Annotated in this window: 11 protein-coding genes; 5 read left to right on the plus strand and 6 right to left on the minus strand. The window is 46.8% G+C overall.

From position 1 onward, the window contains the following. Positions 1–5: 5 nt before the first annotated feature. Positions 6–1,709 (plus strand): DUF2534 family protein, encoded by a 1,704-nt coding sequence (locus QJR74_RS00850; protein ID WP_304372750.1) that lies wholly within the window; start codon positions 6–8, stop codon positions 1,707–1,709. A gap of 81 nt (positions 1,710–1,790) precedes the next feature. Here the strand turns inward: QJR74_RS00850 and gorA are convergent, their stop codons facing one another. Then, entirely contained in the window at positions 1,791–3,143 is a 1,353-nt protein-coding gene (gorA, locus tag QJR74_RS00855; protein ID WP_304372751.1) for a glutathione-disulfide reductase, read from the minus strand. Positions 3,144–3,284: 141 nt separating this feature from the next. Between gorA and rnz the strand changes: the two genes are divergently transcribed. Further along, positions 3,285–4,196, plus strand: coding sequence for a ribonuclease Z (gene rnz / locus QJR74_RS00860; protein ID WP_304372752.1), 912 nt, complete (start codon positions 3,285–3,287; stop codon positions 4,194–4,196). A gap of 221 nt (positions 4,197–4,417) precedes the next feature. Here rnz and QJR74_RS00865 read toward each other — a convergent pair whose 3' ends face one another. Then, positions 4,418–5,209 (minus strand): glycosyltransferase family 25 protein, encoded by a 792-nt coding sequence (locus QJR74_RS00865; RefSeq protein ID WP_304372753.1) that lies wholly within the window; start codon positions 5,207–5,209, stop codon positions 4,418–4,420. A 421-nt stretch (positions 5,210–5,630) separates the two neighbouring features. Continuing rightward, positions 5,631–6,473 (minus strand): 23S rRNA (adenine(2030)-N(6))-methyltransferase RlmJ, encoded by an 843-nt coding sequence (locus QJR74_RS00870; protein WP_304372754.1) that lies wholly within the window; start codon positions 6,471–6,473, stop codon positions 5,631–5,633. Between the two features lie 194 nt (positions 6,474–6,667). Here QJR74_RS00870 and prlC point away from each other — a divergent pair, with 194 nt between their 5' ends. Beyond that, positions 6,668–8,710: an oligopeptidase A gene (prlC, locus tag QJR74_RS00875; protein WP_304372755.1), complete on the plus strand. Its 2,043-nt coding sequence runs from the start codon at positions 6,668–6,670 to the stop codon at positions 8,708–8,710. Between the two features lie 3 nt (positions 8,711–8,713). Next, positions 8,714–9,475 carry a 16S rRNA (guanine(1516)-N(2))-methyltransferase RsmJ gene (rsmJ, locus tag QJR74_RS00880; protein WP_304372756.1) on the plus strand — a complete coding sequence of 254 codons (762 nt, stop codon included), beginning with the start codon at positions 8,714–8,716 and terminating at the stop codon, positions 9,473–9,475. A gap of 46 nt (positions 9,476–9,521) precedes the next feature. On the opposite strand, the gene uspA is transcribed toward rsmJ, so the two are convergent. Together uspA and pitA are read right to left on the minus strand one after the other, a co-directional pair. Continuing rightward, entirely contained in the window at positions 9,522–9,953 is a 432-nt protein-coding gene (gene uspA, locus QJR74_RS00885) for a universal stress protein UspA (RefSeq protein ID WP_071432661.1), read from the minus strand. Positions 9,954–10,162: 209 nt separating this feature from the next. After that, complete coding sequence (pitA, locus tag QJR74_RS00890) at positions 10,163–11,650, minus strand: inorganic phosphate transporter PitA (RefSeq protein ID WP_304372757.1); 1,488 nt, start codon at positions 11,648–11,650, stop codon at positions 10,163–10,165. A gap of 229 nt (positions 11,651–11,879) precedes the next feature. On the opposite strand from pitA, the gene QJR74_RS00895 reads away from it, so the two are divergent. Continuing rightward, positions 11,880–13,085, plus strand: coding sequence for an NAD(P)/FAD-dependent oxidoreductase (locus tag QJR74_RS00895; RefSeq protein ID WP_304372758.1), 1,206 nt, complete (start codon positions 11,880–11,882; stop codon positions 13,083–13,085). A gap of 137 nt (positions 13,086–13,222) precedes the next feature. On the opposite strand, the gene lldD is transcribed toward QJR74_RS00895, so the two are convergent. Then, positions 13,223–14,362: an FMN-dependent L-lactate dehydrogenase LldD gene (gene lldD, locus QJR74_RS00900; RefSeq protein ID WP_304372759.1), complete on the minus strand. Its 1,140-nt coding sequence runs from the start codon at positions 14,360–14,362 to the stop codon at positions 13,223–13,225. Positions 14,363–14,492 lie beyond the last annotated feature (130 nt).

The raw sequence follows: 14,492 nt of genomic DNA on the forward strand, positions 1-14,492 counted from the left end.
GCGCTATGACTCAGTCTGTTAAAGCGACGTCGAACAGCAATAACGCATTAATGTTACTGCTACGTCGTCTACATTTTTATGTTGGTCTATTTATTGGACCTTTTATTTTTATTGCATCCCTGACGGGGATGCTTTATGTCGTGACCCCAAGTGTGGAGAGTCAGTTATATGCCTCGACACTTAACGTGGTTCCTCAAGGGGCGGTTCAGCCTCTCTCCGCACAAGTTGCCGCGGCGAAGCGTGCGCTTCATCAACCCGCCACGCTTGCAGCGGTGCGTCCTGCGCCGAGCAAGACGGATACTACTCGCGTTCAATTTTCTCAAGCTGGTCTGGGTCCTTCGGAAACCCGAGCGATCTTCATTGATCCTTACCGCCTTACCGTAACAGGCGACTATATTGTCTACGGGACATCAGGGATATTGCCGTTTAGAACCACATTGGATCATCTCCATCAAAGCCTGTTATTAGGGAATGTCGGACGTGCTTACAGTGAACTTGCCGCCTCATGGATGTGGATTGCTGCAGTGGGAGGCATCATCCTATGGATTGGGGCACGTCGACAGTCTACCCAAAGCACAGGCAAGAAAAGTTTCAGCCAGCGCTGGCACCGTCGGTTGGGGGGGATATTATTGTTAGGAATGTTATTTCTTTCCGCAACAGGGATAACCTGGTCACAGTGGGCGGGGAACAATGTTAATCAATTGCGACATGCCTTTGGATGGTTAACCCCGCAAGTTACCGCCGTTGTGGGAGGCGTCACGGATCCTGCACCGAAAAATGCGCATGCTGAACATCAGGCTATGGATATGGGCAGTATGCCTGGAATGGATATGAGCCAACCTATGCCAACGCCCGCACCTGCCTATAATGTGGCGGATAGCGACTGGGACCGGGCATTAGTCGAGGCAAGGCAAAGTGGGATACATGCCGCGAAAATTGAAATTCGTCCACCTAAGGATAGCGACCATACTTGGACGGTCACCGAAATCGACCATCGTTGGCCAGTTCAGGTCGATGCCGTCGCGTTGGATCCGAAAACCCTTAGCGTTATTGACCACGTCGAGTTTAGCGATTACCCACTTCTGGCAAAATTAACCCGTTGGGGAGTTGATGCACACATGGGGCTTCTTTTTGGCTGGGTAAATCAGCTGATACTTGCCCTGTTCGCACTTGGACTCTGCGCGTTGATAATTATGGGTTACCGTCAATGGTGGCGACGCCGGCCTCAACCGGCCAAGCACTCACCGGCACAGACACTGAGCGAAGCGTGGCGAAACTGTCCGATTATCACGCGCAGTCTCGTGCTCGTCTTCGCTGCGTTAATCAGTTATGCCTTACCTGTACTTGGGGTAAGCCTTGTTTGCTTTATTTTGATCGATATTTATCGCTGGAAGAGGGCGTTAATCATGCAACATACACCGATAAGTGAGTCGTCTCAACGGACGGCAGAGCAGTCTCAACAGCGTAAAAAGAAGCGTAATTTCATCCGTGGGGTTATCGTTATTTGGTTACTGACCTGTATAGTGATGTCGCGGGCCATCATTGGTGGCGTGATTGACGAATATCACCTTTCCTTTAACGAGTGGTCAGGGGGGATGTATGCCATGCAAGGAATGATGATCATCATCTATACCAGTGTCTTTACTGGGTTGATGTCGATCCCGCTCTGGTACTTTTTCCTCGGTGAAAGCGATCCCCAAGGGAAATGATAAGTTCGACGCTGAGTCATGAACCTTGGCGTCATAGCGATAAAAAAACCACCCTAAGGTGGTTTTTTTCGTTCAAGTGACTTAACGCATGGTCACAAATTCTTCCGCAGAAGTCGGGTGAATCGCCACCGTATTATCGAAGTCACACTTAGTAGCACCCATCTTCAATGCCACAGCGAAGCCCTGTAGCATCTCATCCATGCCGTAGCCGATCCCGTGGATACCGACGATTTTTTCTTCTTTACCGACGCAGACTAACTTCATCCGGCAAGGTTGGCGGTATTGCGTGACTGCCGTGTACATCGCGGTAAATGAAGAGGTATAAACCTTCACTTGCTCATCGCCGAATTGTTTACGCGCATCTGGCTCGCTAAGTCCAACAGTACCAATCGGTGGATGGCTAAACACGACGGTCGCGATATTAGAGTAGTCTAGATGCTCGTCGGGCTTATTGTTGAATAAACGTTCAGAGAGGCGGCGTCCAGCAGCCACTGCGACAGGCGTTAATTCCACTGCACCAGTGTTATCACCGACTGCATAAATGCCCGGAACAGAGGTGTTCTGGAACTTATCGACAGTAATGTAACCTTTATCGTTCAGTTCAACACCCGTCACTGAAAGATTAATGCTATCGGTAGATGGCGCACGGCCAATAGCCCAAATCAGGCAATCGGTATTATGTTCTTTACCGTTGGTGAAATGGATGGTTAAGCTGCCATCGCTGTTCTTCTCAATACGCTCGGCTTCACACTCTTTATGCAAGTGTGGCCCCTCTTTTTCCATCACCTCAACCAGGGTATCGGAAAGTAGTGGGTCAAAGCCTCGTAACGGCTTATCTTTACGTAAGAAGAGGTCAGTTTCTGCACCCAATGAGTTCAGTACGCCAGCCACCTCTACAGCGATATAACCTGCCCCTATCACCGCAACACGGGCAGGTAGCTCATCTAACTCAAAGAAACCATCGGAATCAATCCCGTATTCAGCCCCTGGGATGCTTGGTAGGACAGGATGACCTCCTGTGGCAATCAAAATATGGTCAGCCGTGTAGGTTTCACCATTCACTTCCACAGTATGGGCGTCGACAAAGGTTGCAAACCCACGGATGACGTCGACATTATTTTTCCCCAACACGTTATCGTAAGAGGTGTGAATACGATCGATATACGCTGAGCGATTTTTGATCAACGTTTTCCAATCAAACTTATTCACTGTGGTATCGAAGCCGTAATCTGGGCCGTACATATGAATCGCTTCGGCGATTTGTGCGGCATGCCACATGACTTTTTTAGGGACACAGCCTACGTTAACACAGGTGCCGCCTAACGCTTTAGCTTCTACCAAGGCACATTTTTTACCGTGCATCGCTGCGCGATTGATCGAGGCGATACCGCCGCTCCCGCCACCAATTGCGAGATAGTCATAATGTTTCGTCATCGTTCCTTCCATCTTAGTTGAGGTCGATATATGAATAAATTTCTCAGTACAGTGTAACCTGCGGCAGAAAAACTATGCAAAGTTTGCTTCTATAGCTGTGATAGGCTTAGATCATGCAATTAAACCTAATGGGATGCAGCGATGTATTTAACTTTTCTTGGTACCTGTGCCGGCGCACCCAGTCTACAACGTAATGTCACCAGTATAGCACTCAGCTTCTCGCCTAAGGGGGAGACTTGGTTATTTGATTGCGGTGAAGCGACACAGCACCAGTTTATGCGGACCGACCTAAAGCCGGGCCGATTAGAAAAAATTTTTATTACTCACCTTCATGGTGATCATATTTTCGGTCTTCCCGGTATCTTGACCAGTCGCTCGATGAGCAGCATCGCCACACCTCTCACTATCTATGGTCCGAAAGGTTTGAAAACCTTTATTGATACGGCACTGATGATTAGTGGGTCGTGGGTGGATTTTCCTTTAGAGATTATTGAAGTGGAGCCAGGTATCGTTGTAGAGAGCGACGAGTTACGGGTTATTGCCCAGCCGTTGAACCATGTTATTCCCTGTTTTGGCTACCGTGTCGAGCAGCGAGATCGCCCCGGGAAGTTGGATCAGCAGCGGCTAAAGGACGATGAGATTCCTGCGGGGGCTTGGTTGCAGCAATTGAAAAAAGGAAAGAATATTTGTCTAGCCGATGGGCGTGAAATTATCGCAGAACATTATCTTGGGCCGAGTAAAAAAGGGAAGGTCGTGACTATTCTCGGTGATACGGCACCCTGTGATAATGCAATTATTTTGGCTCAACACGCGGATATTTTAGTGCACGAAGCCACACTTGAAGCATCGATGGCAGAAAAAGCGAATAGCAGGGGACATTCCACGACGGCGCAAGCGGCATCGATTGCGGAGCAGGCACGAGTAAGTAAATTGATCGCAACACATTTTAGCTCTCGTTATCGCCAGCAAGATATGCCGCGGCTACTGGCAGAATGCCGAGCAACATTTGCGAATACCGAACTCGCTTACGACTTTATGGTCGTTAATCTTTAACAGACGGTTAGCTCGTATCGTATCAATATTGATAGCAATATTGGGTGATATGAGCTTTTGATGGAAATTCGGTTGCCATATTAGAGATGTACTCTATGGGAACGCTAAATTATCATTCTTTTCAACTGTTACAATCCTTACGGCGTTCCCCGTGACTTATATACTCATCACGGAGAAGTACACTCTTCTTACTGGATATGGCTGTTGTAGTGGCAAAAGATTTACTTCGACATCGTCGATTTTTTTCGGTTTATTGGGATTTTTTTATATAAATAGCTTGGTGATATTCTTTTTAAAGAAGACTTTATTTTTTCTGCAATGGTTTTTTTCACTTTGTAGTTTTTAGTATATTTTTGTGAATTAACCACACTTGGATACGAAATTGAATCTTTAGCGTTAAGTACCGTATCTTGTATACATAATGCCGGTTCTATTTGATAAGTGACACCAAATGAATTTAGATAAAGTCTAAATAGCTCATGATCAACAGGCACAAGATCGGCTCTATTTTTTATGCTATTCATTAAAGATATAGCACAATTCTTGGTTATTATATAGCCAGCAGCACCTGGATTTATAGTTTTTAAAGGGAATATTATATGTGATTTAAAATATTTTTTGTTTGTGAATAAAAAATCGTAATAGTATTTTTTAAATTTTTCTAACTTTACTATGCCTGCATCTACCGGTATCCAGCTAGTATTTTTTATAAAAATGGATAGGTTATCACTTATGTGAACATCATCTTCAAAAATAGCAATCTGGTCAGATCCAGAATCACTGTTGGCAAAATCGGCGATGATTTTTAAATGACTAAGCATGCACGATTTTTCCAAATCATTCATTCTACTCTCGCCAAAATGAATCCCTAACTCCCTACTAGTAGTATCGTTTTCGGAGGGGGTTATGGCATCAAAAAAAGAGAAATCTACTTCAATGCGGCTCATCTGCTGCTTGATATTCTCTCTTCTTTTTTCGTTTTTTTCTCTTAAAGAAATAACTTTAACTTTCACTGTAACTCTCAAAAATTGAGTAATTTATAAATTTACTATTACGATGAATTATTAGCATGCTTACTTTATTTCACATAATGCTGCATTTGAAAATAATTGAATGCGTAAGTAAATCCTATAATAACAAATCTTAATCACTCTTAGAACGTTAATCCCACCCATCACCAATTTTTAAAAAAGGAAATAGGCAAGGGTTCTTTCTATGATAAAAATCAGTAAAAAGATTTTGGGCACAACTGATAAAAATTTCGCTACTTATTTCTTGAACGCTGGAAAGTAAATAAAGACGTGATGAATTGTTATTTCTTGAACAGAGTAAGGATTGTTTTCAGAGTATTTTACTATCCGAAGGGAAAATACTCTTGGTTAAGGCCGATCAGGAATATAAGAGCGCTATATATAACATAGCGCTCGCTGATCATTATTCTGGAACAATCCACTCGACTAAAGTATGCCCAGTTCCTTGCGGGACAAGTTGCTCATGTAACCATGGCAGCACTGAACGCATTTGTTGTTCCAACTTCCAGGGTGGATTGATCACTATCATACCGGAGGCTGTCATGCCGCGTTGGTCACTATCTGGCTTGACCGCAAGTTCAATCTGCAGGATCCGACGGATGCCGGTATCTTTCAGGTCGGTAATCATTCGTTTGATCTGCTGGCGTAATACAACCGGATACCACAAAGCATAAACACCGGTGGAGAAACGCTTATAGCCTTCTGCGATCCCTTGTACTACTGCCTGATAGTCTGTTTTGATCTCGTAAGGGGGATCGATAAGGATCAGACCACGACGAGAGGGAGGCGGCAGCTTGGCTTTTAATTGTTGATATCCATCGCCTCGAGCGACAACGGCACGAAGATCTTTTTGGAACTCACCACGCAGCAACGGATAGTCACTCGGGTGCAGCTCTGTCAGTTGTAATTGATCCTGCTCACGTAATAAGTGACGAGCGATCAACGGCGATCCTGGATAATATTTGAGTTGTCCGGAAGGATTTAGATCACGTACTGCTTGCAGATAGGGGGCGAGTTCAGCAGGGGGATTACTTTGTTGCCAAATACGGGCGATACCTTCCATATATTCGCCTGTCCGCTCAGCTTGTTCGCTATTAAGAAGATAACGGCCGGCCCCTGCATGGGTATCCAAATAAAGAAAAGGCTTATCCTTCTCTTTTAATGCCGAAATAATAAGGCTCTGCACGGTGTGCTTTAAAACGTCGGCATGGTTACCCGCGTGGAAGCTGTGGCGATAGCTCAGCATGTGATTTCCTTTATAACAGAACACGACAAAAACGAGACAGATACAGCTGTCTATGAAGGATGAGTATAACAAATTGCGCCCCGTGGCAGTAGCATTACGCCGGATCGATGGTGGGGTAATTGATATTTTTCTATTCATCCCCATATCTTAAAAATACGCTCAGCGTTCAACTTAACCCTTTATAGGACGGTGCTATGACAAATCCACTACTCACCCCTTTCAGCTTGCCACCTTTCTCAGCGATCAAACCCGAGCATGTTGTGCCAGCAGTCACGGCGGCGCTAGACGAATGCCGTACAACCGTCGAACGAGTGGTCGGCCAGCCTGGACCCTACACATGGCAAAATCTTTGTCAGCCTTTAGCGGAAGCCGATGACCGCTTGGGACGTATTTTTTCACCTGTTAGCCATCTTAATTCGGTCAAAAACAGCCCCGAGTTACGTGAAGCCTATGAAGGTGTACTCCCCCTCTTATCAGAGTATGGTACTTGGGTTGGGCAACATGCTGGGTTATATCAAGCCTACCGTAGCTTAAAGGACAGCCCTGAGTTTACTGCGTTATCCTTAGCGGAGCAGAAAGCGGTAGACAACGCTCTACGCGACTTTGAGCTATCAGGGATTGGTTTACCGAGCGATAAACAGAAACGTTATGGTGAAATCTCTGCGCGTCTGTCCGAAATTGGTGCGGCATACAGCAATAACGTGTTAGACGCGACGATGGGCTGGAGCAAACTGATTACAGAGGAGAGCGAACTGGCCGGTATGCCAGAAAGCGCTCTCGCCGCTGCGCAGGCGCAAGCTGAAGCCAAACAGCAGCAAGGCTGGTTATTAACCTTGGATATTCCAAGCTACTTACCGGTAATGACTTACTGCGACAACCAAGCATTACGTGAAGAAATGTATCGTGCCTATAGCACCCGTGCCTCTGACCAGGGACCAAATGCCGGGAAATGGGATAATGGCCCACTTATTGAAGAAGAACTGGCATTACGTCATGAAATTGCTCAGTTACTGGGTTTTGGTTCCTTCGCAGAAAAATCCTTAGCCACCAAAATGGCAGAATCAACGGAGCAAGTCATTGGATTCCTTAATGACCTTGCTGATCGCGCTCAACCACAAGGCCAGCGCGAGCTAGCTCAATTACGCGAGTTTGCTCAACAGCATTACGGGGTGAGCGACTTACAGCCTTGGGATATCACGTGGTATGCCGAAAAGCAGAAACAACATCTTTATACCATCAGTGATGAGCAATTACGTCCTTACTTCCCTGAGCAGCGCGCGTTAAGCGGCCTGTTCGAGGTTATCCGTCGAGTCTATGGTCTACGTGCAGCAGAACGTCACGATGTCGATGTATGGCATCCTGAAGTACGCTTCTTTGATCTGTTTGATGGTGACGATCAGCTGGTGGGGAGCTTCTATCTTGATCTTTACGCACGTGAACATAAGCGTGGTGGGGCTTGGATGGATGACTGTGTTGGGCGTATGAAAAAAGCCGATGGCTCACTACAAAAACCGGTGGCTTACCTCACTTGTAACTTCAACCGTCCTGTTGGCAATAAGCCAGCACTCTTCACGCATGACGAAGTGGTGACGCTGTTCCATGAGTTCGGTCATGGCCTTCACCACATGTTAACGCAGATCGATACGGCTGGCGTTTCGGGGATCAATGGCGTGCCATGGGATGCTGTCGAACTCCCGAGTCAATTTATGGAAAACTGGTGCTGGGAGCCGGAGGCGCTTGCCTTTATCTCCGGTCACTACGAGACAGGTGAGCCTCTACCTCAGGCTTTACTGGAAAAAATGTTGGCAGCAAAAAATTATAATGCCGCGATGTTTATTCTCCGTCAGCTTGAGTTCGGTCTCTTCGACTTCCGTTTACATGCCGAATATCAACCGGAGAAAGGGGCGCGAGTCCTTGATATCCTGCATGATGTGAAGCAGAAAGTTGCGGTAATGCCTTCTCCAGCATGGGGACGCTTCCCACACGCCTTCAGTCATATTTTCGCTGGCGGTTATGCGGCGGGCTACTACAGCTACCTCTGGGCTGATGTACTGGCTGCCGATGCTTGGTCACGTTTTGAAGAAGAAGGGATTTTTAACCGCGAAACCGGACAATCCTTCTTGGATAACGTCTTAAGCCGTGGCGGCTCTGAGGCACCCATGGCATTGTTTAAGCGATTCCGTGGACGTGAGCCGCAAATCGACGCCATGCTTAAGCAATACGGTATCGAAGGCTAGTAAGTGAATATTTACTTACTTGATGAAACAGGCACCCAATCGGGTGCCTTAACTGTTATCGCCGATCGATGGCGCCTAGTTCACGATGAAAATGCGCCACTCGCGCTGGTATTAACCGATCAGCAATTAGAACTGCGTAAACGCGATGAGCCTAAGCTCGGTGGCATTTTCGTTGACTTTGTCTCTGGAGCAATGGCACATCGCCGTAAATTTGGCGGGGGACGTGGTGAAGCGGTAGCAAAAGCAGTAGGTATTAAAGGTACCTATCTCCCCGATGTTGTTGATGCGACGGCTGGCCTAGGCAGGGATGCTTTCGTATTAGCATCCTTAGGTTGCCGAGTACGTATGATTGAAAGACATCCTGTGGTGGCGGCACTACTTGAAGATGGATTACAACGGGGATATAAAGACCCTGAAATTGGCGAATGGTTGCAGCAACGATTGACCCTCATCTATGGTCCAAGCGTACAGCAACTCAGTACCTTATGTCCGCGTCCAGACGTCGTCTACCTTGACCCGATGTATCCCCATCGTCAGAAGAGTGCTTTAGTCAAAAAAGAGATGAGAATCTTTCAATCTTTGGTTGGTCCAGATGAAGATGCTGACAGTCTATTAGAGCCCGCTAGGGTATTAGCTAAGCGCCGAATTGTGGTGAAGCGTCCAGATTACGCGCCACCGCTTAATGGCGTAGCGACCAGTTCCGCCGTTGTCACGAAAAGTCATCGCTTTGATATTTACCCTTCGCTTAATCCAGAAACCCCTTAAGAAACGCTCCCGATCTTGAGCAATACGATCGGGAGACCATTACCGATTATTCTTCGTCACGGAATGGTACGATCAACATGTCGACATGAACGTTATTAATCAGTTGTCGGGCTGAAGACATCAATTTACTCCAGAAGTCTTGGTGATGGCCACAAATGACTAAATCGATATCGTATTTATTAATGGCGTCGATCAAGACTTGCGCTAACTCGCCTGTACCACTCAGAATCTCGCTGAAAGGATAACCCGCTTGGTTAGCAAGGGTCGTCAAGGCTTGCGAAGTCTCCTGAGAAATACGTTTTTGCATATCGCCTAAGTTCACATCAATCAGACCGGTATAAAGATCGGAATAGTTGACATCTACATGAATTATCGAGACTTTGGCGTTATAAGGTTTCGCTAACGAAACCGCTTTCTGGACTAATTCTTCGCTTTCTGGTGAGAGATCGACGGCCACCAAAACATGATGATATGACATGATAAACTCCTTATTGGCGCAATAGTCACGACACAGCGGTTCGCTCATATTGATGTTTCTGTGAAGAGACAATCATAGCGTTAAGCGCAAGAACTGTCATGACGAAACCATTGAATAAACTTAAGAGAAGTATAGCCTGACTTGGCGAGGAGAGCAGTGGATCAGAGGGAAAAGTAAGACACAGATCAATGACCTGTGTCTTAATTGTCTTAAAGCAGTTGCAGGGCTATCCAGTACAGTGCACCCGAAAGTAGGATGGAGACCGGCAGGGTCAATACCCAGGCTAACGCGATACTACGAATCGTTTTCGACTGTACGCCGCCGCCATCAACAATCATGGTCCCCGCTACGGAAGACGAGAGGATATGTGTGGTCGACACGGGCATGCCTGTGTAACTCGCAATACCAATCGATACGGCAGCAGTAATCTGGGCTGACATACCTTGCGCGTAGGTCATACCATTCTTACCAATTTTCTCACCGATAGTTGTGGCGACACGACGCCAACCGACCATCGTCCCTAAGGACAGAGCCAGTGCTACCGCTAAAATAATCCAAATGGGAGCATACTCGATGGTACCGTTGAGGTCGCTTTTCAAGTTACCTAAGAAACGCTTATCGTCAGAAGAGGTTTCCGGTAATTTAGCAATCTTATCGGCCGTATCAGACATACATAACAATAAGCGGCGGACTTGAGAGCGGTTTTCGACGCTCAACTGGTCGTAGCTTGACAGATTGTTTAGTAAATCTTGTGCATGATGGACAGTCGCTAAACCATTCTCACTACTACAGTGGAAGGGCTCATTAGGATCAATCGCCGTACTTTTAGTAGTCGGTGGAGCAATCAGCGTGGAAACTTGTGGGTTATGTTGCTGATAGTATTGCTCAAGGTGGTTCACCGCATCACGGGTTCGTGTGATGTCATACCCTGAGGCATTCATATTCACTACAAATCCCGCAGGCGCGACACCAATCAGTACTAACATCACTAGCCCGATACCTTTCTGGCCGTCGTTCGCACCGTGTGAATAGCTCACGCCAATTGCGGAAACGATTAAGGCTATACGTGTCCAAAAAGGTGGTTTTTTCTTACCATCTTTTTTCTCGCGTTGAGCGGGTGTCATATGGTTACGGCGGCGCTTCTTAGTACCACTCCAATACTTACGAAGTAGGAAGATAAGAAAGCCTGCAATCACCATCCCGACGATTGGCGATAGAATCAATGAGAGAAAAATATTGATTACTTTCGGTAGGTTGAGCGCTTCGACTAGCGAACCACCCGTCACCAAGGCGTTCGTTACCGCAATACCAATAATGGCACCGATTAACGTATGCGAGCTTGATGCAGGTAAACCAAAATACCAAGTCCCTAAATTCCAGATTATTGCCGCAAGCAATATCGAGAATATCATTGCTAGCCCATGGGAGGAGCCAACGTTCAGCAGCAGATCGGTTGGCAGTATGTGCACTATTGCATAGGCAACACTTAACCCGCCGAGTAAAACGCCGAGGAAATTGAATAAACCAGCCATCATTACAGCTAGTTGCGCACGCATGGCACGGGTGTAAATAACGGTAGCAACCGCATTCGCCGTATCATGGAAGCCATTGATTGCTTCGTAAAACAGAACAAACAGAAGTGCCAGAACTAAGAATAGACTGGTACTTAAATCAAGACCGGTAAACAGATGGAACATAATGTTACGCCATTTTAAGGGACATACCCTAGGCATTATCGGCGAGTTAGGTCCTTGCAGGAAAGCAAAATATCACACTTTTTTACCTTAACCCGCTATTTTCATTTAACGATCTATCAATTTTCTTATAAAAAAGAGTAGGTTATTTAATAATTGTTTAAGTTTTTTTTTTCTGACTAGCCACCAGCCTGTCTGGTCACTACAATCTGGCCTTTTAGAGGGGGGTAGTGTGGATAAATTTGATGTAGTAGTGATTGGTGCAGGGGCTGCAGGGTTATTCTGTGCCGCGCAAGCGGGGCAATTAGGGCTAAAGGTCTTGGTGGTGGATAACGGTAAGAAAGTCGGCCGCAAGATATTGATGTCCGGTGGCGGACGCTGCAACTTTACTAACTTATACATTGAGCCCGCAGCCTATCTTTCCGCTAATCCTCACTTTTGTAAGTCAGCACTTGCTCGCTATACACAATGGGATTTCATTGACCTAGTCGGTAAATACAATATTAATTGGCACGAAAAAACCTTAGGCCAATTATTTTGTGACGACTCAGCCCAGCAGATTGTGGAGTTATTGCTGGCTGAATGCGAGTTAGGCAAGGTCACTCTGCGTCTTCGCAGCGAAATTCTCGACCTGCAGAGAGATGACTCAGGTGAATACCACTTAACACTGAATGGATCTAATGTAAGCACTCGCAAACTTGTTATTGCTTCAGGCGGGCTTTCGATGCCAGGTTTAGGCGCAACGCCCTTTGGCTATAAAGTGGCGGAGCAGTTCGGCTTAGCGGTTCGACCCGTCAGTGCCGCATTAGTACCTTTTACCTTGCACAAGCCAATACTGGATACGTTACAACAAATTTCGGGTGTTGCTGTCCCTATTACCGTTGATGCGGCGGACGGTACTCGCTTTAAAGAATCGATGTTATTTACCCATCGTGGACTATCGGGACCTGCAGTGCTTCAAATTTCCAGTTACTGGCGCCCGGGGCAAGCGGTTACTATCAATCTTGTGCCTGATACTGATGTTAACCATTTTATTGAGGCTCAGCGCAGAGAACATCCAAACCTTTTATTGAAGAACAGTTTAGCCCGTTTATTACCGAAGCGATTAGTGGACAGTTTAGTCGAACTTTCTCTGTTACCTGAAGTGACACTAAAGCAACTGAATGCTCGTCAACAACAGCAAGTGGTCGAACACCTTACAGCCTGGACGGTTTACCCTAATGGTACCGAAGGCTACCGTACCGCCGAGGTGACTTTAGGTGGCGTTGATACGCAGCATTTATCCTCGCAAACCTTCGAAGCTCGAGATGTGCCGGGCCTTTATTTTATTGGTGAAGTGGTAGACGTCACCGGCTGGCTGGGAGGCTATAACTTCCAATGGGCGTGGAGTTCAGCGTGGGCCTGCGCACAGGCGTTAGCGAAGAGTGCAGGTCGCTAACAGCAGTCCAACGCTTACGTGGAGCTGTTTATCCCCCTGGCCCAGAAACTGAAGTTGTCATGGTACAGACGATAATAATCAGGTCGAAGCCGCTGATTAGCGATTCATTATCTTCACTGTACCATGATAGGCATCACTTACTCAGGTAGCACTAAGGCGCTGCGATCAATCTGATCGATCGACGTCACACCCGTAAGGGTCATCGCAACGCGCATCTCCTGGGAGAATATCTCCAATAAATTTTTAACACCGCGTTGGCCGTCTGCCGCGAGGGCATAGGCCATTGGGCGTCCTATTAGGCAGGCCTTAGCCCCTAATGCCAGCATACGCACAACATCCAGTCCGGAACGAATGCCTGAATCGACTAACACAGTGAGGTCATCACCGATTTTATCGGCAATGGTCGGTAACGCTTTCGCCGTCGATAAAACACCATCGAGTTGCCGACCCCCATGGTTCGATACCACGATGCCATCCGCCCCAAAGTTAACGGCATCTTGAGCATCTTGCGGGTCGAGTATGCCTTTGATAATCATCGGCCCTTTCCAAAACTCCCGAATCCATTCGAGATCTTTCCAACTAATTGATGGATCGAAATTATTCCCTAGCCAGCCAACGTAATCTTCCAGTGTCGTGGCTTTACCTAAGTATCTTGATATGTTACCCAAGTCGTGAGGGCGTCCCCGCAGGCCCACATTCAATGCCCAGTCCGGCCGCGTACAGGCTTGTAAAATTCGGCGCGAAGCTGCAAAGGGGCCAGACATGCCTGAATGCGCATCTCGATAGCGAGCGCCTGGCGTTGGCATATCAACGGTGAAAACAAGTGTGGTAATCCCCGCAGCCTGTGCTCGCTCCAGCGCGTTGCGCATAAATCCACGATCTTTGAGTACATACAGTTGAAACCAGAGCGGTTGTGCGCTTTGGGCAGCGACCTCTTCAATTGAGCACACTGAGACGGTTGATAAACAGAAAGGAATCCCTTTGGCTGCCGCGGCGTTTGCAGCTTGCACCTCACCTCGACGCGCATACATGCCCGTTAACCCGACAGGGCTAAGAATGACGGGAAGGTCGAGTTGCTGGCCGAAGAGTGTCGTTTGAAGGCTAAGGTTTTCAACATTTCGTAAAATACGTTGGCGTAAACTAATCGTCGCTAAATCCGCGCTGTTGGCACGCAAAGTATGCTCGGTATAGGCGCCGCCATCGATGTAATCAAACAAGAATCTAGGCAACTTACGTCGTGCGGCTTCCCGGTAATCTGATGCGGATGAGATAATCATAGTTATCATTCCTATATTGGCTCTATTCAACTCAACCCTATAAGGGCCGGCTTGCGTATAAGCTAAAATAAGGTATTTTTGATTATGATAAAAACAACTTTTTCAACTGAAAATAAGTCAAAAAAAGAAT

Origin of the sequence: Tatumella ptyseos (genome assembly GCF_030552895.1) — a bacterium.
GTDB classification, from domain to species: Bacteria; Pseudomonadota; Gammaproteobacteria; order Enterobacterales; family Enterobacteriaceae; genus Rosenbergiella; species Rosenbergiella ptyseos_A.

Excerpts from the sequence above, each read along its gene's own strand:
- QJR74_RS00850 (WP_304372750.1), top strand. The coding sequence starts at position 6 with ATGACTCAGTCTGTTAAAGCGACGTCGAACAGCAATAACGCATTAATG.
- gorA (WP_304372751.1), bottom strand. The coding sequence starts at position 3,143 with ATGACGAAACATTATGACTATCTCGCAATTGGTGGCGGGAGCGGCGGT.
- rnz (WP_304372752.1), top strand. The coding sequence starts at position 3,285 with ATGTATTTAACTTTTCTTGGTACCTGTGCCGGCGCACCCAGTCTACAA.
- QJR74_RS00870 (WP_304372754.1), bottom strand. The coding sequence starts at position 6,473 with ATGCTGAGCTATCGCCACAGCTTCCACGCGGGTAACCATGCCGACGTT.
- prlC (WP_304372755.1), top strand. The coding sequence starts at position 6,668 with ATGACAAATCCACTACTCACCCCTTTCAGCTTGCCACCTTTCTCAGCG.
- uspA (WP_071432661.1), bottom strand. The coding sequence starts at position 9,953 with ATGTCATATCATCATGTTTTGGTGGCCGTCGATCTCTCACCAGAAAGC.
- pitA (WP_304372757.1), bottom strand. The coding sequence starts at position 11,650 with ATGTTCCATCTGTTTACCGGTCTTGATTTAAGTACCAGTCTATTCTTA.
- lldD (WP_304372759.1), bottom strand. The coding sequence starts at position 14,362 with ATGATTATCTCATCCGCATCAGATTACCGGGAAGCCGCACGACGTAAG.